The 21,809-nt window shown below is 65.2% G+C and carries 19 protein-coding genes; 7 read left to right on the top strand and 12 right to left on the bottom strand.

Annotated elements, in window-relative coordinates; genetic code table 11:
- Positions 1–33: 33 nt before the first annotated feature.
- The 4 genes from G473_RS29380 to G473_RS0114395 form a co-directional block, all read right to left on the bottom strand.
- The gene (locus G473_RS29380) at positions 34–507 is read right to left on the bottom strand and encodes a GNAT family N-acetyltransferase (protein WP_051330305.1); all 474 of its coding nucleotides are present in this window, start codon (positions 505–507) and stop codon (positions 34–36) included.
- Between the two features lie 21 nt (positions 508–528).
- Positions 529–1,644 carry a 3-isopropylmalate dehydrogenase gene (leuB, locus tag G473_RS0114405; RefSeq protein ID WP_029013679.1) on the bottom strand — a complete coding sequence of 372 codons (1,116 nt, stop codon included), beginning with the start codon at positions 1,642–1,644 and terminating at the stop codon, positions 529–531.
- A gap of 128 nt (positions 1,645–1,772) precedes the next feature.
- On the bottom strand, positions 1,773–2,384 hold the full coding sequence (gene leuD / locus G473_RS0114400) for a 3-isopropylmalate dehydratase small subunit (RefSeq protein ID WP_029013678.1): 612 nt from the start codon (positions 2,382–2,384) through the stop codon (positions 1,773–1,775).
- A 178-nt stretch (positions 2,385–2,562) separates the two neighbouring features.
- The gene (locus G473_RS0114395) at positions 2,563–3,414 is read right to left on the bottom strand and encodes a class I SAM-dependent methyltransferase (RefSeq protein ID WP_210163328.1); all 852 of its coding nucleotides are present in this window, start codon (positions 3,412–3,414) and stop codon (positions 2,563–2,565) included.
- A gap of 81 nt (positions 3,415–3,495) precedes the next feature.
- On the opposite strand from G473_RS0114395, the gene G473_RS0114390 reads away from it, so the two are divergent.
- From G473_RS0114390 to G473_RS0114375, 4 genes are all read left to right on the top strand, one after another.
- The gene (locus G473_RS0114390; RefSeq protein WP_029013676.1) at positions 3,496–3,921 is read left to right on the top strand and encodes a helix-turn-helix domain-containing protein; all 426 of its coding nucleotides are present in this window, start codon (positions 3,496–3,498) and stop codon (positions 3,919–3,921) included.
- Between the two features lie 195 nt (positions 3,922–4,116).
- Positions 4,117–4,563 (top strand): tripartite tricarboxylate transporter TctB family protein, encoded by a 447-nt coding sequence (locus G473_RS27030; protein WP_035707398.1) that lies wholly within the window; start codon positions 4,117–4,119, stop codon positions 4,561–4,563.
- Between the two features lie 4 nt (positions 4,564–4,567).
- The gene (locus tag G473_RS0114380; RefSeq protein WP_029013675.1) at positions 4,568–6,076 is read left to right on the top strand and encodes a tripartite tricarboxylate transporter permease; all 1,509 of its coding nucleotides are present in this window, start codon (positions 4,568–4,570) and stop codon (positions 6,074–6,076) included.
- A 38-nt stretch (positions 6,077–6,114) separates the two neighbouring features.
- Entirely contained in the window at positions 6,115–7,089 is a 975-nt protein-coding gene (locus tag G473_RS0114375; RefSeq protein WP_029013674.1) for a tripartite tricarboxylate transporter substrate binding protein BugD, read from the top strand.
- A gap of 95 nt (positions 7,090–7,184) precedes the next feature.
- On the opposite strand, the gene ndk is transcribed toward G473_RS0114375, so the two are convergent.
- Positions 7,185–7,607: a nucleoside-diphosphate kinase gene (ndk, locus tag G473_RS0114370; protein ID WP_029013673.1), complete on the bottom strand. Its 423-nt coding sequence runs from the start codon at positions 7,605–7,607 to the stop codon at positions 7,185–7,187.
- Positions 7,608–7,746: 139 nt separating this feature from the next.
- Between ndk and G473_RS0114365 the strand changes: the two genes are divergently transcribed.
- The gene (locus tag G473_RS0114365) at positions 7,747–9,654 is read left to right on the top strand and encodes an ABC-F family ATP-binding cassette domain-containing protein (RefSeq protein ID WP_029013672.1); all 1,908 of its coding nucleotides are present in this window, start codon (positions 7,747–7,749) and stop codon (positions 9,652–9,654) included.
- A 215-nt stretch (positions 9,655–9,869) separates the two neighbouring features.
- Here G473_RS0114365 and G473_RS31020 read toward each other — a convergent pair whose 3' ends face one another.
- Positions 9,870–10,013, bottom strand: a complete 144-nt coding sequence (locus G473_RS31020) for a hypothetical protein (RefSeq protein ID WP_245580072.1) — start codon at positions 10,011–10,013, stop codon at positions 9,870–9,872.
- Here G473_RS31020 and G473_RS0114360 point away from each other — a divergent pair.
- Positions 10,000–10,506, top strand: a complete 507-nt coding sequence (locus tag G473_RS0114360) for a class I SAM-dependent methyltransferase (RefSeq protein WP_245580071.1) — start codon at positions 10,000–10,002, stop codon at positions 10,504–10,506. The two genes, G473_RS31020 and G473_RS0114360, sit on opposite strands and share 14 nt — an antisense overlap.
- Before the next feature lie 198 nt (positions 10,507–10,704).
- Here the strand turns inward: G473_RS0114360 and G473_RS0114355 are convergent, their stop codons facing one another.
- The 6 genes from G473_RS0114355 to def form a co-directional block, all read right to left on the bottom strand.
- Positions 10,705–11,214 carry a DUF1993 domain-containing protein gene (locus G473_RS0114355; protein ID WP_029013670.1) on the bottom strand — a complete coding sequence of 170 codons (510 nt, stop codon included), beginning with the start codon at positions 11,212–11,214 and terminating at the stop codon, positions 10,705–10,707.
- A gap of 78 nt (positions 11,215–11,292) precedes the next feature.
- A complete protein-coding gene (gene pbpC / locus G473_RS27025) occupies positions 11,293–13,341 on the bottom strand; it encodes a penicillin-binding protein 1C (protein ID WP_035707394.1) in 2,049 nt (682 codons plus the stop codon).
- Positions 13,338–18,302 (bottom strand): alpha-2-macroglobulin family protein, encoded by a 4,965-nt coding sequence (locus G473_RS27020; protein ID WP_051330304.1) that lies wholly within the window; start codon positions 18,300–18,302, stop codon positions 13,338–13,340. Before G473_RS27020 ends, pbpC begins: the two co-directional genes overlap by 4 nt.
- Positions 18,303–18,456: 154 nt before the next feature.
- Entirely contained in the window at positions 18,457–19,692 is a 1,236-nt protein-coding gene (locus tag G473_RS0114340) for an adenylate/guanylate cyclase domain-containing protein (protein WP_051330303.1), read from the bottom strand.
- Positions 19,692–20,447, bottom strand: coding sequence for a COQ9 family protein (locus G473_RS27015; protein ID WP_245580070.1), 756 nt, complete (start codon positions 20,445–20,447; stop codon positions 19,692–19,694). Before G473_RS27015 ends, G473_RS0114340 begins: the two co-directional genes overlap by 1 nt.
- Before the next feature lie 49 nt (positions 20,448–20,496).
- Positions 20,497–21,054: a peptide deformylase gene (def, locus tag G473_RS0114330; protein WP_029013668.1), complete on the bottom strand. Its 558-nt coding sequence runs from the start codon at positions 21,052–21,054 to the stop codon at positions 20,497–20,499.
- Positions 21,055–21,344: 290 nt separating this feature from the next.
- On the opposite strand from def, the gene rpsU reads away from it, so the two are divergent.
- Entirely contained in the window at positions 21,345–21,548 is a 204-nt protein-coding gene (rpsU, locus tag G473_RS0114325) for a 30S ribosomal protein S21 (RefSeq protein ID WP_029013667.1), read from the top strand.
- Positions 21,549–21,809: the final 261 nt, after the last annotated feature.

Genomic DNA, 21,809 nt, shown 5'->3' with positions numbered 1-21,809 from the left:
TTCATAACATATGGTCTGGCGATCCTTGCGGGATCAGTCTTGTGACAGGGCGGTCAAGGCTGGGCCGCTCAGCGCCATCAGCGTCACCCCTTCCGTCTGCGCGCCTAGTGAGCGGTAGAACAGGGCCGCCCGCACATTGCGGGTGCGGGCATGCCAGGACAGCCAGCCCAGCCCCTCCTCCACCGCCAGCCGGGCACAGGCGGCCATCAGGGCACGGCCCACGCCACAGCGCCGGGCCAACGGCTCCACATAAAGATTTTCCACCACAAGGCCCGCTTCCGCCGACTGGCTGTCATAGCCCCTGGTCAGCAGCACCAGCCCGGCCACCCTTCCCTGCCGCTCCGCCAGAAGGGCGGTGAAAAGCGGCTTGCGGCCAAAAGCCTGCCGCTGGAACAGGGCGGGGGTCAGCGCCGGCGGCACCATCCCCTCTTCCGCCGACAGGGCGGCGATAAGGGCACAAACGACATCGGCATCCGCACGGGTTGCCGCACGGATGCCGATCATCATGGCGCTTTCCGCCTTTACCGGTCAGGCCGCGGCGACCAGCTTGTCCATCTCGCGCAGGATGCTGTCCGCCATGACGGAGGTGGACACCTTCGCCATGCCGGGCTGCATGATGTCACCCGTACGCATGCCGGTCTTCAGCACATTCTCAACCGCAGTCTCCAGAATGTCGGCATCGCCCTGCAGGTCGAAGGACCAGCGCAGCGCCATGGCGAAGGACAGGAACATGGCGATCGGGTTGGCCAGGTCACGGCCGGCAATGTCCGGGGCGGAACCATGCACCGGCTCATACAGGGCCTTGCGCTTGCCATTGGCATCCGGCGCGCCCAGCGAGGCGGACGGCAGCATGCCGATGGAGCCAGTCAGCATGGAGGCTTCGTCCGACAGGATGTCGCCGAACAGATTGTCGGTGACGATCACGTCGAACTGCTTGGGATTGCGCACAAGCTGCATGGCAGCGGCATCGGCCAGCATGTGGGACAGTTCCACATCCTGATACTCGGCCTTATGCAGAGCGATCACTTCCTGACGCCACAGCAGGCCCGATTCCATCACGTTGGACTTCTCGGACGAGCAGACCTTGTTGCCGCGCTTGCGCGCCAGCTCGAACGCCACGCGGGCGACACGGTGGATCTCGTGCGTGTCATAGACCTGGGTGTTCACGCCGCGACGCTCGCCGTTCGGCAGATCGGAGATGCCGCGCGGCTCCCCGAAATAGACGCCGCCGGTCAACTCGCGGATGATCATGATGTCCAGGCCGCGCACGATTTCCGGCTTCAGCGAAGAGGCATCGACCAGCGCATCGAACACCTTGGCCGGGCGCAGGTTGGCGAACAGCTCCATCTCCTTGCGCAGGCGCAGCAATCCTGCCTCGGGGCGCTTGTCGAAGCTGAGATTATCCCATTTCGGCCCGCCGACGGCGGCCAGCATCACCGCATCCACCGCCAGGGCGCGGGCCATCGTCTCGTCGGACAGGGGGGTGCCGTGCGCATCATAGGCGCAACCGCCGACCAGACCTTCCTCAATATCGAACTCGACACCGCGCTTGCGGGCGTACCAGTCGATGACACGGCGCAATTGGCGCATCACTTCCGGCCCGATACCGTCGCCCGGCAGCAGCAGCAGCGAACGCTTCGACATAATACTACCCCTGTAAGTTCATCATCGGACGGCCACGCCGTCGCGGCATTTCTAAACGGATCGCCCGCCAGCGCCAAGCCCGTGATGGGGCGACACCGGCAGGGCGAAGATCAGACGGGCACCCGCCTTCAGGAAGCCCAGAGCCAGGACTGGTCCTGCTTGGCCTTGGCCTCGAAACTGTCAATGGCATCGACATTGCGCAGGGTCAGGCCGATATCGTCCCAGCCATTCAGCAGGCATTCGCGACGGAACGGCTCCACGTCGAAACCAATCGTGCTGCCATCGGGCAGGGTGATCTTCTGGGTTTCCAGATCGACGGTGAAGGTGGAATTGGCGCCATTATCGGCAGCCTCCATCAGCCTTTCCACCACTTCAACCGGCATCGGGATCGGCAGGATGCCGTTCTTGAAGCAGTTATTGAAGAAGATGTCGGCAAAGCTGGGGGCGATGATGCAGCGGATGCCATAATCGGCCAGCGCCCAGGGCGCATGCTCACGCGAGGAACCGCAGCCGAAATTGTCACCGGCGATCAGGATGCTGGCCTTGGCATAGGCCGGCTTGTTCAGGACAAAATCCTCAATCGCCTTGCCATCCTTGTACCGGAGCGAGGCGAACAGCCCGGCACCCAGGCCGGTGCGCTTGATCGTCTTCAGGTAATCCGCCGGGATGATCATGTCGGTATCGACATTCATCAGACGGAGAGGGGCGGCAACGCCGGTAAGCTGCGTAAACTTCTGCATGGGATAAGGACCCGGACGGCTGGCAATGAAGCAGGCCCCCTTACTGCCATGCCGCCGGGCAGTGGCGCAATACATGATCGCAGGAATGCTGCTCTGCGACAGAAGCTTGCGTGCAGCCGGATCAACGCCGGCAGACGCCACCAAATTTCACGCACGGGCCCGCATTCCGGCACCGCCGTCAGGCCATGGCGTTCACCTGCCAGCAGGCCGCTGTGAAACGCGCCTCCTCCCCCTGTATGAAAGGCGCGAACGAGGTCAGCAGGTGCGCCAGCACTTCCTGGCGCCGGCCTGGTTCCAGCCCGTCCATCACCCGTCCCAAAGGGCCGAAGCGGGACAGATATGTCGGCAACCGGTCCAGGGGCAGACCACATTCAACATCCATGGGCGCGATGTCGATCTCACCCCAGCCGGAATCCCGCAAAATCCCCGCCACATGGTCGCGGTCAGCAAAAGCGAACTGGCCGGGCGCATGGGGCTGCCGGGGTGGCAATGGCGGCAGAAAAGAGGATGCTGCCTTTTCTGCCAGGGACATGAAGCTGTTCTCCACCGCGCTGCGCCAGGCAAAAAAGCACAGGTTGCCCCCTGGCCGCGTCGCCCGCCACAGGTTGGCAAAAGCGGACACCGGCTGGCCGAAGAACATCACGCCAAAACGTGACACCACCAGATCGAAACCGCTTTCGGCAAAATCATGGCTTTCTGCATCCGCCAGCAAAAAGCGCGGATCCAGCCCAGCAGCGCGTGCCCGCACTTCCGCCGCTGCCAGCATGGGGGCGGAAATATCGATCCCTGTCACCATCCCGGCAGGCCGATTACGGGCGATGGCCAGGGTGACGGCCCCGGTGCCACAGCCTACATCCAGCACCCGCTGGCCCCCCTGTGCCGCCACGGCAGCAACCAGCCTTTCCTGAAACGGGTGCAACATGGCATCCATCATAGTGCATTCCTCGGCCCAGGCACGCCCGGCCGCACCGTTCCATAGCTGCGCCTGATCGTCCGCCCCCTTGGGAAGCAGGTGCATCCTGTCGGTCATATCCATTTCCTTCCGCTTGCAAAACTATGGGCATGGCGAGAGGCTGCCACTTCAAGTTCACTTGAGGTCAAGGGCTATTCGATGCTTCTCGATATTGGTGAGGTTGCACGGAAATCCGGCCTGAGCCCGGCAACCTTGCGATTCTACGAGGAGAAGGGCCTGATTGCGCCCGTCGGCCGCCGGGGCCTGCGCCGGCTTTACGAGGCAAGTATCCTGGAACGGCTGGCGCTGGTGGCATTGGGTCGGGCGGCAGGCTTCACCCTGGCGGAGATCGGCCCGATGCTGGGAACTGATAGCACCCCCGCCCTGGACAGGCAGATGCTGGTGGAAAAGGCTGATGAACTGGACCGCACGATCTCCCGTCTGGTGGCGATGCGCGACGGGTTGCGCCATGCCGCCGCCTGCCCCGCCCCCCGTCATATCGAATGCCCCACCTTCCGACGCCTCATGAAAGGCGCGGCCCATGGCCTCTTTGCCTTGGGCAAAGGGGAGCCCTCCCCCTTCTAAGTCCCCCCACGACGTTGGTCGGGGGCACCAATGGTTATAGCCCCACATGATTGCCGGGTGGGCCCACCCGCGTTACCATCATCCCAATATATCGAATGGTGCGAACCGGCGCTGACCGGATCAACGCAACCGCATAAGGGAGGGGCGCCTGGATGAATGGGGCCATCGGCACAAACTCTTCAAACCGGGGGTGCCATGCGCGTGCGTAGCCCCCAGGATCTGGTGGGTGGTATCGCGCTGATCGCGCTGGCCGCCCTGGCATTTTCACAAATCGGTGATTTACGGTTCGGTACCGCATCACGCATGGGGCCGGGATACTTCCCCACCGTGCTGGCGGGGCTGACCGGATTGGTAGGGCTGGTGCTGGCCGCCCGATCACTGGTGCTGGACGGGCATGGGCTGGAAAGCCTGAACCTGCGGCATGGTTTGCCGCTGCTGGCCGCCATCCTGGTCTTCGGGCTGACCATCCGGCCCCTGGGTCTGGTGCTGGCCTCCGCATTGCTGTTCCTGGTCAGCGCCTTTGCCTCGCCCGAACTGAAATGGCGGGAAACGCTGGTCGCCTCGGTGCTGTTGATCGGGCTGGCCGTGCTGCTGTTCGTGGTCCTGCTGGACCTGCCTTTCCCCGTCTGGCCCCGGATGTGAGCCCATGGACAGCGTCTTTTCCAATCTGGCGCTGGGGTTCAGCGCGGCGGGCACGCCGACCAACCTGGCGCTCTGCTTCATCGGCGCCCTGGTCGGCACGCTGATTGGTGTGCTGCCGGGCCTTGGCCCCATTGCCACCATCGCCATTCTGCTGCCCATCACCTTCAGCCTGGACCCGCTGGGCGCGCTGATCATGCTGGCTGGCATCTATTACGGCGCCCAGTATGGCGGCAGCACCACCGCCATTCTGGTGAACATGCCGGGGGAAACTTCGTCGGTTGTCACCACGCTGGACGGGCACCAGATGGCCCGTCAGGGCCGTGCCGGACCGGCGCTGGCCATCGCGGCGCTGGGATCTTTCTTTGCCGGCACGGTGGCCACCTTCCTGGTGGCCTTGTTCGGGCCAATTCTGGCTTCTTTCGCGCAGAATTTCGGTCCGCCGGAATATTTCGCCCTGATGCTGACCGGGTTGATCGGGGCCATCGTGCTGGCCAGCGGATCGGTGCTGAAGGCGGTGGCCATGGTCATTGTCGGGCTGCTGCTGGGCTGTGTGGGATCGGATATTGAAACCGGTGAACCGCGCATGACCTTCGGCATTCCCCAGATCGCGGAGGGGATCAATTTCACCACGCTGGCCGTGGGCCTGTTCGGCGTGGCGGAAATCCTGCGCAATCTGGAAAAGACACAGGATCGCACGATCCTGGGCGCCAAAATCACCGGGCTGATGCCGACCTGGGCCGATATCAGGCAAAGCGTCATGCCGGTTCTGCGCGGCACGGGCCTGGGCTCAATCCTGGGCATCCTGCCCGGCAATGGCGCGGTACTGGCGCCCTATGCCAGCTATACGCTGGAAAAGAAAATCTCCCGCACGCCGCAGCGCTTCGGCAAGGGGGCGATTGAGGGGGTGGCCGGCCCTGAAAGCGCCAATAATGCCGGGGCGCAGACCAGCTTCATCCCGCTGCTGACCCTGGGCATACCGCCCAACGCGGTGATGGCGATGATGGTGGGCGCCATGACCATTCAGGGCATCGTGCCCGGCCCGACGGTGATGAATGAAAACCCCACCCTGTTCTGGGGCATGATCGCCAGCATGTGGATCGGCAATCTGATGCTGGTCATCATCAACCTGCCGCTGGTGGGGGTGTGGGTGCGGCTGCTGAAGGTGCCCTATCGCATCCTGTTCCCGGCCATCCTGATGTTCTGCTGTATCGGCGTTTATTCCATAAACTCGTCCGGGATAGAGGTGATGCTGGTCGCCCTGTTCGGGGCCATCGGCTATTTCCTGCTGAAACACGGATTCGAGCCGGCGCCGCTGCTGCTGGCCTTCGTGCTGGGACCGCTGATGGAGGAGAACCTGCGCCGGTCCTTCCTGATCGCGCGCGGCGACCCGATGATTTTCGTCAACCGCCCGCTTTCCGCCTTCCTGCTGCTGGTGGCGGTGGGTCTGCTGATCCTGGTGCTGCTGCCCGCCATCCGCAAACGCCGGGAAGAAGTTTTCCACGAAGAAGAATGACTTAACATCGGCACAACAATCCCTGGGAGGAATAAACCATGCGTTTCAGCACCCTTGCCGTCACCGCCTTTGCCCTGGCCCTGGGCACAGCCCCCGCCATGGCGCAGGATTATCCCAGCCGCCCCGTCACCATGGTGGTGCCATTCTCCGCCGGCGGGCCGACGGATACGGTGGCCCGCCTCGTCGCCCAGTCGATGAGCAAGACCCTGGGTCAGCAGGTGATTGTGGAAAATGTCGGCGGGGCCGGCGGCACCATCGGGGCCGGCCGCGTCGCCAAGGCCGATCCGGACGGCTACACGATCCTGCTGCACCATATCGGGCAGGCCACATCCGCCACGCTGTATCGCAAGCTGGCCTATGACCCGAAAACGGATTTCGCGCCGGTCGGGCTGGTAACCGATGTGCCGATGACCATCGTCGCGAAAAAAGACTTTCCGGCCAAGGACCTGAAGGAACTGGTGGCCTATGTGAAGGCCAATCCGGACAAGGTGACGCTGGCCAATGCCGGGGTGGGCGCCGCCTCGCATCTATGCGGCATGCTGTTCATGCAGGCCCTGGAAACCCCGCTGACCACTGTGCCGTACAAGGGCACCGGCCCGGCCATGAATGATCTGGTCGGCGGCCAGGTCGATATCATGTGCGACCAGACCACCAATACCACCGGCCAGATCAAAGGCGGCGCAATCAAGGCCTATGCCGTGACCACGCCCAACCGCGTCCCCTCCCTGTCCGACCTGCCCACGACCAAGGAAGCCGGGCTGCCGGGGGTGGAAGTGGCCGTGTGGCACGGGATCTACGCCCCCAAAGGCACGCCGGACGCCGTGGTGAAAAAACTGTCCGACGCGCTGAAGGTGGCGCTGAAGGATGAGACGGTGAAGCAGCGCTTCGCCGATCTGGGCACCGAGCCCGTCGCCGAAGACCGCGCCACGCCCAAGGCCCTGGGTGATTTCGTGGTGACGGAGATTGACCGCTGGAAGCCGGTGATCACGGCAGCCGGGGTTTACGCGGATTAAGGGGAACACCGTCTGCCAAACGCAAAAAGCCCGCCGGGAGAGCTTCTCTCCGGCGGGCTTTTCACTGGAAAACGCTACTGTCCGTCAGGCTGAAATCAGCCGACGATCTCCGTACCAGCGAAGAAGTAGGCGATTTCGATCTTGGCGTTGTCCAGGCTGTCGGAGCCGTGAACGGAATTGGCCTCGATGCTCTCGGCGAAATCCTTGCGGATGGTGCCGGGGGCGGCGTTGGCCGGGTTCGTGGCGCCCATGATGTCGCGGTTCTTGGTGACGGCGTTGTCGCCTTCCAGAACCTGCACGACCACCGGACCGGAGATCATGAACGACACCAGCTCGCCGAAGAACGGACGCTCACGGTGAACGTCGTAGAACTGCTCGGCCTGCGCCTTCGAGAGCTGAACGCGCTTCTGCGCAACGATACGCAGACCGTTTTCCTCGAAGCGGGCATTGATCTTGCCGGTGAGGTTGCGGCGGGTCGCGTCGGGCTTGATGATCGACAGCGTCCGTTCGACAGCCATGGGAATCTCCTGAGCATAGGCGTTTAAACTTGGCCGGGCTTATACAGACGTACAGGTCGCCCTACAACGCCCTTTCTGTGGGAGCTTATATGCGCGCCGCTTCTGCGCTCGCGATAGCTGTGGTAAAGCGCACCCTATCATGCTGCAGATCACCGACCTCACCTACCGTATCGCCGGCCGGCTTTTGCTGGAAGGCGCCAGCGTCACCATCCCCGCCGGCCACCGCGTGGCCCTGGTGGGCCGCAACGGCACAGGCAAATCCACCCTGTTGCGCCTGATCGCCGGGGAAATCCATGCCGATGCCGGCTCCATCTTCCTGCCATCGGGCCTGAAGATGGGGTGGGTGCGGCAGGAGGCGCCGGCGGGATCGACCACGCTGATCGAGGCGGTGCTGGCCGCCGATACCGAACGCACCGCCCTGCTGGCAGAAGCCGAAACCGCCACCGACCCCGAGCGGATCGGGGAGATTCATGCGCGGTTGGCGGATATCGGCGCGCATTCGGCAGAATCGCGCGCCGCCCGCATCCTGTCCGGTCTGGGCTTCAATGCGGAGGCGCAGCAGCGCCCCTGTTCGGACTTCTCCGGTGGCTGGCGGATGCGCGTGGCCCTGGCCGGCGTGCTGTTCACCGAGCCTGACCTGCTGCTGCTGGACGAGCCGACCAACCATCTGGACCTGGAAGCGACCCTGTGGCTGGAGGAGTACCTTAAGAACTATCCGCACACGATGCTGATCGTCAGCCATGATCGCGGCCTGCTGAACAAGGTGCCGACCACCATCGTGCATCTGGATCAGTTGAAGCTGACCTCTTATGGCGGCAATTACGACCAGTTCGTGCAGATCCGCTCCATGCGGATGGAACATGCCAAGGCCATGGCCGCCAAGCAGGATGCCCAGCGCGCGCACCTGCAATCTTTCGTGGACCGGTTCCGCGCCAAGGCCAGCAAGGCCACCCAGGCGCAAAGCAAGCTGAAAGCCATCGAACGGCTGGGTCCGCGCGTGCAGGTGATCGACGATACGCCGGTCAATTTCAATTTTCCCTCGCCTGAAGAACTGGCCCCGCCGCTGATCCGGCTGGACAATGCGGTGGCCGGCTATGGCGACAAGGCCATCCTGAAACGGTTGAACCTGCGTATTGACGGGGATGACCGCATCGCCCTGCTGGGGGCCAACGGCAATGGCAAATCCACCCTGGTGAAGCTGCTGGCCGGGCGCATGGGGCCGCTGTCGGGCGAGGTGTTCCGGTCGGGCAAGCTGCGCGTCGGCTATTTCGCGCAGCACCAGTCGGACGAATTGAATCTGGGCTGGACGGCGTTGCAGCAGATGCAGGCGGTGATGCCGCCGGGCACGCTGGAAGGCCAGGCACGGTCGCATCTGGGCCGCTTCGGCTTCACCCAGCCCAAGGCGGACACCAAAATCTCCGGCCTGTCGGGCGGGGAAAAGGCCAAGCTGCTGCTGGCCATGATGACGCGCGATGCGCCGCATATCCTGATGCTGGACGAACCGACCAACCATCTGGATATCGACAGCCGCGAGGCGCTGGTGGAGGCACTGAACGAATATGAAGGTGCGGTCATCGTCATCAGCCACGACCCGCATCTGGTGGAACTGACGGCGGATCGGCTATGGCTGGTGAATGACGGCACCTGCCAGCCGTTTGAGGGCGATCTTGAGGATTACAAGCGCCTGCTGCTGGAGAAAAGCCGCGCCGAGCGGGCAGCGGAGAAAAGCAGCGGAGGGGCGGCAACAGCCCCCGCCCGCGACCGCAAGGATGAACGCCGGGCTGCGGCGGAATTGCGCCAGCAACTGGCCCCCCTGCGCCGCAAGATCGAGGATATCGACAAGCGCATGGCCAAGCTGACCAAGCGCAAGACGGAGCTGGAGACCAAGCTGGCCGACCCGAAGCTGTATGAAGGCCCGTCCGACAAGGTGGCCAAGATCCAGATTGAACTGGGGAGCGTGACCGCCGAGTTGGAAGAGGCGGAAATGGAATGGCTGGACCTGTCCGAACAGATGGAAAAGGCCCTGGCGGAAGGGGTAGCCCCTTAACGCTACCGGAAGGCCCCGCCGCCGGGCGGGGCCTTCACCGGCTTGATCAGCAAGGCCATTTCCAGAAAGTGGCATGGACAGGGGGCCCACCATGTCCCCGAATGGTTACCGCAGTATGGCGGCTCCTTCGGGCACCTACCGGGACCAAGGCGCGTTGATACAGTACGATAACGCACAGCCTTGTCATTGCATTGCACGCAAACGCGTGCCATTTCTCAGTTCACTGGTTCAACCATGAAGGTCCTGCCCGGAATGCCACTCGACCGCGCCGAGGCCGCCACGCCCGCCAAGGAGCCCAGCGCTGCTTGGCTTTTTTTCAAGCGCTGGATGGCAAGACCGATGCAGATGGCATCGATCACCCCCTCCTCCCCGTCCCTGTCGCGGTTGATCTCTTCGCAGGTGCGGCAGGAACAGGACGAGGTGGTGGTTGAATTCGGTGGCGGCACCGGGGCCATCACCCGTGCCCTGCTGGAACAGGGGGTCGCGCCGCAAAAGCTCTATACGGTGGAGCGTGATCCTGAACTGGCACCCTATCTGCGCCGCCATTTTCCCCAGGTGAACATTCTGGAAGGCGATGTGGCCGATGTGCGCCGCATGCTGCCGCCGCATCTGGTGGGCAAGGTGGGTACCGTGGTCTGCGGCATCCCCATGATCCTGATCCCGGTGGAAGCCCAGCGCATCATCGTGGACGAGATTTTCGCCATCATGCCCAAGGGCCGGCGTTTTTACGCCTATACCTACTCCGCCCGCTCCCCCTTGAAGCGCAAGGAACTGGGCATCAAGGGCAAGCGCGTCGGCTTCACCATCGCCAATGTGCCCCCGGCCAGCGTCTGGGGCTATTGGCGGGACTAGAGTTTGTCAGGTTTACGTTGGATCAACCTCCACCGTCACCCCGGCGAAGGCCGGGGTCCAGAATCACAGGCGCTGTGCTCTAGGAAACTGGACCCCGGCCTTCGCCGGGGTGACGGAAGTGAGGACAATGTCCGATTCCACCTAAACCTGACAGACACTAAAGGGGCGGCAACCTACCGCCCCCAGCGCTCTTGTCTCTCAGCCCAGCGGACCGATGAAATCACGCTTGCCGATGGCCAGCCCCTGTTGACGCAGCAGGTCATAGGCGGTGGTGAGGTGGAAATAGAAATTGGGCAGGGCGAAGCCCAGCAGATAAGACTGGGCCGTGAACGGGATTTCACCGCTCGGCAGCTTCAGCACAATGGTCCGCCCGGCATCATCGGAAATGTCTGCCGGCTTCACCGAATCCAGAAAAGCGATGGTTTTGGCGAGGCGCTGGCGCAGGTCGCCCAGGCTCTGCTCCTCATCCGCCATGGCGGGGGCGGCAATGCCGGCCAGCCGTGCTGCGGCCCCCTTGGCATTGTCGCTGACCATCTGCACCTGCCGGGTGAAAGGGTGCATGTCCGGGGCGATGCGGGCATTCAACAGGGTCGCGGCATCAATACCGGTTTCGGCCACATAGGCTTCCGCCTTGGCCAGCAGGGTGTCCAATACCACCAGGCCGCGGCGCAGGGCAGGCACGGAGGCATCATAAAAGGACAGGCTCATTTCGGGTTTTTCCTCAACAGGATAAAGACATTTCGGGCGGATCATGCCGCTTGACCAAAGATTGTAAAGTGGCCGTCATCACTGCCCTGGTACATGGACGCGGATGGCGGCGCTGGCACGCTGGCCGGTGGCATCAATGACCGTCAGGCGAGAGAATCCAGCACCGGTCGGACGCCAGAAGGGCGTATCCTCTGCCAGCGGCATATCATCGGCCACCCAGCGATAGGGGGCCCGCCCGCCTTGCGCGGAAAGGGAAATACCCTCATCCAGTGCCTCCACCTCCGCCCCATCGGGGGGGAACAGGATACGCAGCTTCTCCACATGCGTGATCGCGGCCACAGGCGCGGCATTCAGCCGGGCCAGGGCTGGCGGGGGTGCGCTGCGGAAAAGGGCATGGTCGGGCTGGGCCGGTTCCGGCTGCGGTCCATCGGGCGGCAGCAGGTCGAAGACGCGGAACATCAAGGGGGCCGCCGCCTGCCGCCCCGCCTCCCCCGGTCGGGGTGCACCATCGGCCCGGCCCACCCAGACAGCGACCGTGTAATCCGTGGAAACCCCCACCGTCCAGGCGTCGCGATAGCCATAGGATGTACCGGTCTTGAACGCGACCCGCCGGGTGCGGGCGATGCCAGCGCCCCCGGCCAGACCATCCGGCATGGGGCTGCCCCGCAGGATGGTCAGCGTGGCGCGCGCCGCCGGGCCACCCACCAGCCGACCGGCAGGCCCCGCCGTCGGCCCATCCAGCCGCGTCTGGATGGGGCGTACCTTGCCATCATCGGCCAATGCTGCATACAGCATGGCAAGGTCCGTCAGGCGGATGCCCACCCCGCCCAGCGCCAGCGGCAGGCCCGGTTCCGCCGCCGGGGGCAAAGACAGGTTGGCCCCCGATGCCGTCAGCAGGGCCGCCATCCGCGCCGGCCCCACCCGTTCCAGCACCTGCACCGCTGGCACATTCAAGGATCGCTGCAACGCCTCCCGCGCGGTCACCATGCCATGGAAATCATGATCGAAATTGCGTGGCAGCCAATCCCCGAACCGCTGGGGCGCATCGTCAATCAGCGTGCCGGGATGCAGCGACAGATCATCAAAGGCCAGCGCATAGATAAAGGGTTTCAACGTCGATCCCGGGGAGCGCACGGCCCGCGACAGGTCCAGTTGCCGGCGCTGCCAATCGCCGCTGCCCAGATGGGCCAGCAGCCGGCGGTCGCGATTATCCAGCACCAGAATGGCCAGATCGCCCCCCGCTTCCAGCCGGGCAAGGTGGGCGCGGCCCAGCGCTTCCAGCCCGCGTTGCAGGTCGGGGCGGATGGTGCTGCGGATCACGGCACCGGGGCCGGCCCCGGCCACCAGCCGTTCGGCCAGATGCGGGGCCAGCAAGGGCAAAGGGGATTGGCGGGTGGGCAAAGGTTCCGCCTTGGCGGCAGCCGCCACATCGGCGGCAATCAACCCGGCGGCGGCGGCCCGGTCCAGCACCCGGTTACGGGCAGCCCGCGCGGCGGCGGGAAACCGGTCGGGCCGCAACCGTTCCGGTGATTGCGGCAGCGCCACCAGCAAGGCCGACTGCGCCGGGGACAGATGCGCCGGTTCCCGCCCAAACCAGGACAGGCTGGCCGCGCGCACCCCTTCCAGCGGGCCACCGAACGGGGCCAGCGTCAGATAGACGGACAGAACCCCCTCGGCCCCCAGCCGGCGATGAAGCTGCAAGGCGCGCGCCGCCTCTTCCAGCTTGGCGCGGAAGGTGCGCGGCTGGGGCGACAGCAGGCGGGCAGCCTGCATGGACAGGGTGGAGGCCCCGGAAATGATGCGGCCATGGCGCAGCGCCTGCCCGCCCGCCCGGATCACGGCCAGCGGATCGACACCGGGATGCCAGCCATGGCGCCCGTCTTCCACCAGCAGCAGCATGTCCAGATAAAGCGGATCGACCTGATCGGGCCGGGTTTCCAGCCGCCAGGACCCTTCCGCGGTGGGAAAGGGCCGCAACAGACCGCCATTGGCATCCAGCACCTGGGCCGACCGCCCCTGCCAGCGCGACAGGTCCGGCGGCAAGGCCAGATCCGCCGCCAGCAGCAGGCCGGCAGCGGCAAGCCCCCCAATCCCGATCCGGCGCCAGGATCGGGAAAGCCGGATCACTCGGCAATCTCCATCCGGCCCATCTCCGTCCGCGCCCTGGCCTGGGGCACATACATATGCTCCGCGACCGCAGCCGGCAGGGCGAAGCTGCCCGGCGTCACCGCCCGCACCGCATAGGCAACACGGAAGCCCCATTTGCGATCCAGGGCAAAGCCGCTGGCCCCCGTCAGGCCGGTATCATCCTCGCGATAGGCCGGCAGGGTCAGCGCGGCGACCATCCGGTCATCGCGCCCTTCCGCCACCTGGGTGTCGGACAACAGGCCGATCCAGTCATAACCGGCCTGCCCCGCCCGCAGCACGCCTTCCACCTCCAGACCAGCGGGCAGCAGGTCCAGCAGGGCGTAATCACCGCGCAGGGCCGCTTCCGTGGCATTGCCTTCCAGCACCACGACCAGCCGGTCATTGCGGCGCACCTGGGCCGGGTCCACCGGTTCCCCCGCCGGGGTGAACAGGCGCTTGGACAGGGTGATGCCATTGGCACTGGCCGGTTCCGGCGCCAGGGGCACCCCTTCCACCGACAAGGTGCGGTACAGGTCCGTCTCGCCCTTATTTTCCAGCGTCAAGCCCTGTTCCAGTGCCGTCAGGGCCACAGGCACGGCAACGGGATCACCGCCGGCCACATCACGGCCATCCACCGCCACGGCCAGCTTGGCCTGCCCCCCCGCCAGGGTGGCAGCGGCACGCAGCATCCAGGCCTTTTCCTGGGTGTTGGTATCTTCCGCCCTGGTATCCAGCAGATGGGCCGATTCCAGCAGGGCCGGCACCGCCGCACCCCGACCACCATTGGCCATCAGCGCGGCAATGGCATAGGTGTCGCGCAGGCGACTGCCATATTTGTCGGTACGATCCGGCACCTTCGCCGGTTTGCCGGTGCGCCGGGCGGTTTCCAGTGCCGCCCTTTCCGCCGGTTCCGCCGCCGCCCATTGGGCCAACTGGCGCCGGGCTTTGTCATAGGCACTGGCGGCGCGGGCACGTTCGCCAATCGCGTCCAATGCTGCGGCAAGCTGGGCGGTGGCCAAAGCCTGTTCCGGTATGTTGGAATCGTGGAAATAGCGCAGGTCGCCAGCATTGGCCTGGCCCTTGCGGGCCTGCACCCAGCCGGCATAGGCCTGCACCGGCACCGGATAGGCGCGGGTGGATGCTTCCATCAGCCAGCGCCGGCCCAGCGCCAGCGCATCAGCCGGCACCAGATAGCCCTGATCCGCCGCCAGCATCAGGAAATCATAGGCGAAGACGGAGATCCAGGGATCGGCCCCGTCACCATAGCCGCCCCACATGCTGAACCCGCCATCCGGCTGCTGCATGGACAGCACCCGGTCGATACTGTCCTGTACCCGGTCGGCAATGGCCTGATCCTGGCGCGTGCCGGCCATCAAGGCCAGATCGTTGAACCAGAGCAGGGGCATGGCCCGGCTGACCGTCTGTTCCAGACAACCGAACGGGTAGCGGTCCAGCCAGCGCAGCATGCCGGGCACATCCAGCCCCTGCCAGCGCGACAGGGAGACGGAGACCGACACCGTGCCCGGCACCATGCCGGCCACCAGATCGCCGCCCAGCGTCACCCCCTGGCCGGGGGCCAGGGTCGCCACCTCTTCCCGCGTCACGGGCAGTTGCGGCGGGCGCACCTGGATCGGCCAGGACCGGTCCACCTGGAAGCCACCCGGCCCGGTGACCGACAGCCCCACCGTGCCGATGCCGGCCAAGCGCCCGTCCAGCGGCACAGTGAAGACCTGCCGTTCCCCCGTGGCCAGCGTCAGGGTGCGCTGTTCCACCCCGCCGGCCACCGCACCGCTGGCCTTCACGCTCAGGCGGTAATCACCGGCCTGGCCTTCCACATTATGCAGCAGCACCGTGGCCCGTCCCTGATCATCCGGAGACAGGAAACGCGGCAGGATCAATTCCGCCACCACGGGATCGCGCACCACCATGGCCCGGTCGGCGGACCCGATCCGGTCCTTGTCCCAGGCCACGGCCATCAGCCGCAATTCCCCCTGAAAATCCGGGATCTCCAGCGGGATGCGGGCCGTGCCGTCCCCATCCAGCGCGACGATGCCAGAGAACAAGGCCACGGTGCGGGTGGGCACCACATCCAGCCCCTTGCCGCCGAAACTGTCGCCGCCCTGGTCGTCACCCTGGGCCAGCCCCCGGATCAGGCGGCCATAATCATCCCGCATCGCCACGCCCAGCAGGCGCTTGGCCAGATAATGGGTCTGGGGCTCCGGCGTCTTGAAGCGGGTGAGTTGGAGAATGCCCTGGTCTACGGCGGCCAGGGTGACATGGGCCTGCCGCCCCGCCCCTGGCACCGTCACCACCACTTCCTGCGTCTGGCGCGGGGCGATGCGCTCCGGCGCCTGGATCGCCACATTCAGGGTGCGGCGGGACGGGTCCAGCCCCAGCCATGCCACGCCAACCGCACGCACCGGCGCATGGCCCAACTGGGCGGTCAGCGGCCGGTAGAGGGTGACCAGCGCATAGGCGCCCGCCCCCCATTCCTCCCGCAATTTTACCTCCAGATCGGTGCCGCCGGCCGGCACGCTCAGGGTGCGGACCTCCTGCACCTTCTCATTGGCGATGACCAGCAGCGCTTCCCCGGCGACATCGCTTTCAATATGCAGGCGGGCCGTTTCCCCCGGCGCATAGCCGGCGCGGTCGGCTGCCAGCTTCAACCGGTCGGGCCTGTCGGCCCCGGCGGCGGAATACCAGCCGCCGGAGAAGCTGACCGCACTGGCAGCACCCGATGCCGGATCCGTAACAATCAGGCGATATCCGCCCCATTGCACCTGCTGGGCGATGGTCGCGACCTTGTCATGGGCAACATCCAGGCTGCCGGATGCCACCTCCCGCTCCCGCGGGACGCGCTGATATTTCCAGCCTCCCCCGGACCGGAACCATTGCCAGGTGGAGGTATCCCGCACCAGTCGCCAGCGCAGGCCCTGGGCCGTCACCGGTCGGCCATCCTCGCTGACCATGATGATGTCGAACCCGGCGTGGGCCCCTTCCTGCACACTGTCATCGAAATGGGGGCGGATGCCGATGGCCCGGTCGCGGGCCATGAAGGGGATATAGACATGTTCCGACGTGGCACGGCCGCCTGGCTCCCGGATGGCGATGGAAATATCGGCGCGCAAGGGGCGGGTGGATTGCAGGTCGCCCGGCAGGGTGCCGGTCACCTGGGTACGCCCTTCGGCGTCCGTGGTGCCGATCTCCAGGTCATAACGGTCGGCGCGGAAATCCTCCGTCCCGATGCCCCAGCGGAAGCCCTTATGCTGGGGATAGGGGTTGGGGTCCGGCTCAATCACCATGGAGGCTTCACCCGTCAGGTCCGACCCCGGCGCGCCATAGAGGAAGCGGGCGGTGACATCCAGGGAAAGCGGCGCCCCCGGCAACAGCCATTTGGGCCCGCCTTCAACCGACAAAGCCAGACGCTGGGGCACGAAATCCTGCACCTGGAACGCAACACGCCCGACCGGATCGCTTTCCGGATCGGCATGCAGGGTCGCCTCCCACTGGCCGCGCGCGGCGCTGGCCGGCAACACCAGGGACAGGTGCCCAGCCCCGCCGCCGCCATCGGCCAGATCATAACGGCGATGTTCCTTCCCGTCTGGGCGCTTCAGCTTCAGCGTGAAGGTGCGACCGGTCAGGGCATGGGCGGTCTGGTCGCGCAGCAGCGCCGTCAGTTCCACCGTCTCCCCCGGACGATAGATGCCACGCTCGGTATAAAGGAACGCATCCACCGGCCCCGCCGGCGGGCGGCCTTCCACACCACGGTCGGACAGGTCAAATCCGGGGCGGCGCAGGTCCAGGAAATTGAAATCGCCATCGCCGCGATAGGCCATGACCATCACGGGCGCCATGCCGCCTTCCCCGCGCAACAGGCCGGCACCGAAGCGGCCGATCCCGGCTTCATCGGTCCGCACCTCGCCCAGCACCTCATTATTGCGGGCGATCAGGGTCAGGCGCGTACCGGCCAGCGGCGTCGCGCCCGCCAGCGAGCGGACAGACAGGGTCAACCCATCATCACCGGCAAAGCTGGTCAGGCCCAGATCGGACTGCACCACCCATTGCCCCGCCGCCGGGCGATAGCTGTCGGAATAGAAATAGCGGCCCTCGCCATCATCCCGCGGGGCATCCGGGTTGGACGCAACCAGCAGATAGGCCCCCGGTTCGGTCGTGCCGATGGTCTTGGCCAGGGGGAACAGGCTGGTCACCGCCTCGTTGCGCGGGCCTTTGACCGGCATTTCCCCTTGCCAGACCAGACGGCCCTGATCCTCGGCAATCTGTTCGGAATCATAGGGATAGAAGGTCCGCTCATCCAGGAAATCCTGGCGCATGCGGGCCAGCAGCCGGTCCCCGACACGGTAGAGCTTGATCGACAGCCGGTCGACATTGACCGTGGTGATGGGCAGGCCGTCGCCCGTCTCCCGCGGCAGGATGAAGCCCTGGCCCATCGCCACTGCGGGGGGCCGGTCGGCCAACCCGACCGTGACGGGCACATCCTCGGCCAACGCGCCTTTGCCGCCAGCAGCCGGCAGGCCGCTGCGCAGGGTCAGCGCATATTCGGTGCCAAAGGAAAGGCCGGACAGGCACAGCCGGTTGCCATCCACGCGGAAACCGGGGCGGACCCCATCGGGCACCTGGACATAATCGGCATAGGAGGTGGCGCCGCTGCCATCCAGGGGAGCGTTGAAGGCGAGGCAGGCTTCCGCCACCGTGCCGCCGGCTTCCACCGACACACGATGGAAGCGGAAGCCGCCTTCCGGGGCGGTATCCGTGCCAGTCACACTGGCAACGGGGGCAACCATGTTGCCTGCTGTTTGTCCCGTCGCAGGGCTGGTAGTGGCCACCGGACGGGCATTCCCGTCCTGCCCATCCTTATCCAGCATACGCACCAGGCCCAGCCCAGCCAAACCCACCAGGATGATGGTAATGGCCACCAGGGCCACCTGCATGATCGACCGCATATTTTCTCCCCCCACGGCAGCCCATTGGCAAAAGGCTGCACGACCCATGGGGCAAGAGTGCCGTCCCCTTTATGGCGACACAACGGCCAGTGGCATTTCCCAGACTAAAGGGGTGGAATTAATCCGAATGGAGACTGCCCCGCCGGCAGGGCGATCACAGCAAACCCGGGTCCAGCGTGAACAGTTCCTGCGCCCGGCCCACGCCGCGCAGGGCATAGCGGCCAACCGACACCAGTCTTGTCCGCGAATCGTGCGGGCTATGGGCGGCGAAATCAGACGACATCACCACATGACGATCCACCGACCGGCACATGGACGCGATGCGCGCCACCTCATTCACGGCCGGGCCGACAACGGTGAAATCCAGCCGGTCCTGGCTGCCGATATTGCCGTAGAACACGTCGCCGATATGCAGGCCCAGATACAGGTCGGTGACGGGCTGGCCCTCGGCCACGCGGCGCTGCTTCAGTTCGCGCAGGCGGCGGCGAAGCTGGGCTTCGGCTTCCAGCGCACAGCGGCAGGCATCGGCCGGATCATCCGCCTTGAAAATCGCCAGCGTGCCATCGCCAATCAGCTTCAGCACATCGCCGCCGGCATTATGGATCGCCGAGACGACGGCATCGGCATAATCATTCAGCAGCGGGATGATCTGGTCCGGCGTGGCCGAATCGGAGATGCGGGTATAGCCGCGCAGGTCGGAATACCAGAGCACGGCGTTGATCCGGTCCGTCACCCCGCGGGAGATGCGGCCCGACAGCACGCGCTGGCCAGCATCACGGCCCAGATAGACCTGGGTCAGCGTACCGGCGATGCGGGCCAGCGACTTGGCCTTGATGCCCAGCGCCAGGGAGGGCAGCAGCCCGGAAAGTGCCGCCCGTTCCGCCGCACTGAAGCCGCCCGCCCGGTCGGTCCCCCAGTAGGAATAGACGCAATCCATGCCGCCCAGCGCCCCATCGGGGGAGAAATGGTGGATATGGGCCACGCAGTCGGTGATCCCCTCATCCCCCAGTTCGGTGAATTTGGCGAACTGCATGCCGTCGCCTTTTTCCAGCCAGCAGCGCTTTTCGGTCAGCCCGGCCAGCAGCATGTGGAAAAAAACGGAACGCTGCCACATATCGGCGGCTTCCCCATCCAGGGTCGGCCCATATTCAACCATATCCTCGACCAGGGCGCCGTCACTGCGCCAGGGGAAGGCGCGGCCTTCAAAGATCGGGTGCAGCGTATCAATAATGACAACGGCGCGGACCAGCGGAATGCCGGCCGCCTGACAGCGCCGGCAGAAACCTTGCAGGAGGTCGGCCTCCGACAGGCCATTCAGCCCTGCGGAGACGACCCAATCCCGGATGGCATCCAATCCCTGAAGGCCCGGTGTCGCCAGATCGTCCGGCATCAACGGGCCATGGCGCCACGCAGATGGCGGGCAAAGCGCGCCGGCGAGGGCAGATGGGCGAGCAGGCCCCCTGCCTTGCCCACGGCCCCTGTCACCTGCCCCATGCTTTTGCCAACAGTCATCACATCATTGATGCGCCGGTCCAGGAAGGCCCAGCTATCGGCCTGATCATCGGACGCATCATCCAGCCAATAGAGGGTGGTGGTGGTCACCACCCCGCCCAGCAGCAGGCGCTTGGTATAGAAATTATAGTCGGTGGATGTATCCCCCGCCAGCCGCCACACCCGGTCCACTGTGCGGTAGAGCAGGCGGGGGCCCAGGGAAAGGCCCGACGGCATGGCCAGCATGGCCGTGGCCCGGCGCAGCGCCTCCCGATAAGGCGCCAGGATTTCCAGCCGCGTGCGCACGGCCAATGCCACACGCTGCCGCACTTTCAGTGCCGCCATATCGGTTGCGGCCAGATCGGCCAGCATCTGGCGATCCGCCCAGTCGGCAAAATGGTCCAGCACCTGCAACGGCCCCTCCGGGAAAGCCGCCTGGGCTTCGCGCGCATCAAAACCGGCCAGCTTAGCCCCCTGGCGCATGGCGGCCAGGGTCCAGCCATCAAAGGCGACATCCGGCAGCATGCCTAACAGGATTGCGTCGCGCCGCGCTTCCAGCTCCGCCTCCATTTCGGCCAACGGGTCGGTTGTCAGTTCAGGGCCAGGGGCCGCGGCCTGCGCGGCACCGTCGCCGGTCTCTGTCATGTTCTGCATGCGGCTGCTCCCTGGATGGATACCGGTGGTCGGGCCCTGGAAGGGGACATTATGTCGGTTTCAGTGCCTCGCCGGTGAAATACTTCATTTCCTCGGTGAAGGTCAGCTTCGTCATATCGGGCATCCGATCCAGATATAGCACCGCATCCAGATGATCCAACTCATGCTGGATGACACGGGCATGGGTGCCGGCGGCCTCCCGCTCCACCAGATTGCCATCCAGATCATATCCCCGATAACGGATGCGGGCGAAGCGCGGCACCACACCGCGCAGGCCGGGGATGGACAGGCACCCTTCCCAGCCCAGCACCGTCTCTTCCGATAAAGGCACCAGTTCCGGATTGATCAGCACCTGCGCATCCATGGCCACATCACCCGCCGCCCCGCTGGCCCGGTCCCCCGGCACGCGAAACACGATGATGCGGGCACCGACATGGATCTGCGGCGCCGCCAGCCCGATACCCGGCGCATCCAGCATCGTCTCCACCATATCACTGGCCAGCCGGTGGATATCAGCCGGCAGGGGCGCACCCGGCGTCAGGGGCACCGGCTCCGCCACCCCGCGCAGGACGGGGTGACCCATGCGGGCGATCTTCAGGATGGCCATGCGACGGCTCCAAAAAAGGGTCGATTCGGGGATTGTGCGTGCCGGATAGGGCGGGCGCAAGGCACTCAAAGCAGGTTCCAGGGGGCTCCGCATGCCCGCCATACCGGGGAATCTGCGATCTATCCGCCGCAGACCCTTCACAAGGGCGATGGGCGTGTGTATAACCGCGCCGACTGGATCGGGCGATGGCTTGGACCTGAAAGGGTTCCCATTGCCGTTTCTTTCTGTTTGCAACCCTTATGGCGGTGGCCGGTTCGCCGGACAGCGCATCCATTGGAGTGGAAAGACCCGTGCAAGTTCTGGTTCGTGATAACAACGTCGATCAGGCCCTGCGCGCGCTGAAGAAGAAGATGCAGCGTGAGGGCATCTTCCGCGAAATGAAGCTGCGCCGCAATTACGAGAAGCCGTCAGAGAAGCGTGCCCGCGAAAAGGCGGAAGCCGTTCGTCGTTCGCGCAAGCTGCTGCGCAAGCGCCTGGAGCGTGAGGGCTACTAATAGCCTTCTCTGCCACTTGATCGGCAGTACAGGATTAAACGCCGCCCCTGGGATTACCCGCGGGCGGCTTTTGGTCTTTTAAGCACTTGGACGCTATAAGCGCATATAAGCTGCCTCCCCCACCAGGGTGGGAGAGGCAGACCAGGCAAATTTTCGGTAGTGCAAACGGGGCCTAGAGCAGATCGCGGAAAAGCGGAATCGCTTTGGAGCGTGAATCTGCTCGCTGAACAGGGGCTTAAAGCCGTGTGCGTTTCCGATTAA

The sequence above is a fragment of the Niveispirillum irakense DSM 11586 genome, assembly GCF_000429645.1.
Taxonomy (GTDB): Bacteria; Pseudomonadota; Alphaproteobacteria; order Azospirillales; family Azospirillaceae; genus Niveispirillum; species Niveispirillum irakense.
This window is presented reverse-complemented; position numbering and strand designations above follow the sequence as displayed.

What these genes read in the sequence shown, in the direction of transcription:
- G473_RS29380 (WP_051330305.1), bottom strand. Translation starts at nt 507, where the DNA reads ATGATGATCGGCATCCGTGCGGCAACCCGTGCGGATGCCGATGTCGTT.
- leuB (WP_029013679.1), bottom strand. Translation starts at nt 1,644, where the DNA reads ATGTCGAAGCGTTCGCTGCTGCTGCTGCCGGGCGACGGTATCGGGCCG.
- leuD (WP_029013678.1), bottom strand. Translation starts at nt 2,384, where the DNA reads ATGCAGAAGTTTACGCAGCTTACCGGCGTTGCCGCCCCTCTCCGTCTG.
- G473_RS0114395 (WP_210163328.1), bottom strand. Translation starts at nt 3,414, where the DNA reads ATGACCGACAGGATGCACCTGCTTCCCAAGGGGGCGGACGATCAGGCG.
- G473_RS0114390 (WP_029013676.1), top strand. Translation starts at nt 3,496, where the DNA reads ATGCTTCTCGATATTGGTGAGGTTGCACGGAAATCCGGCCTGAGCCCG.
- G473_RS27030 (WP_035707398.1), top strand. Translation starts at nt 4,117, where the DNA reads ATGCGCGTGCGTAGCCCCCAGGATCTGGTGGGTGGTATCGCGCTGATC.
- G473_RS0114380 (WP_029013675.1), top strand. Translation starts at nt 4,568, where the DNA reads ATGGACAGCGTCTTTTCCAATCTGGCGCTGGGGTTCAGCGCGGCGGGC.
- G473_RS0114375 (WP_029013674.1), top strand. Translation starts at nt 6,115, where the DNA reads ATGCGTTTCAGCACCCTTGCCGTCACCGCCTTTGCCCTGGCCCTGGGC.
- ndk (WP_029013673.1), bottom strand. Translation starts at nt 7,607, where the DNA reads ATGGCTGTCGAACGGACGCTGTCGATCATCAAGCCCGACGCGACCCGC.
- G473_RS0114365 (WP_029013672.1), top strand. Translation starts at nt 7,747, where the DNA reads ATGCTGCAGATCACCGACCTCACCTACCGTATCGCCGGCCGGCTTTTG.
- G473_RS0114360 (WP_245580071.1), top strand. Translation starts at nt 10,000, where the DNA reads ATGGCATCGATCACCCCCTCCTCCCCGTCCCTGTCGCGGTTGATCTCT.
- G473_RS0114355 (WP_029013670.1), bottom strand. Translation starts at nt 11,214, where the DNA reads ATGAGCCTGTCCTTTTATGATGCCTCCGTGCCTGCCCTGCGCCGCGGC.
- G473_RS27020 (WP_051330304.1), bottom strand. Translation starts at nt 18,302, where the DNA reads ATGCGGTCGATCATGCAGGTGGCCCTGGTGGCCATTACCATCATCCTG.
- G473_RS0114340 (WP_051330303.1), bottom strand. Translation starts at nt 19,692, where the DNA reads ATGCCGGACGATCTGGCGACACCGGGCCTTCAGGGATTGGATGCCATC.
- G473_RS27015 (WP_245580070.1), bottom strand. Translation starts at nt 20,447, where the DNA reads ATGCAGAACATGACAGAGACCGGCGACGGTGCCGCGCAGGCCGCGGCC.
- def (WP_029013668.1), bottom strand. Translation starts at nt 21,054, where the DNA reads ATGGCCATCCTGAAGATCGCCCGCATGGGTCACCCCGTCCTGCGCGGG.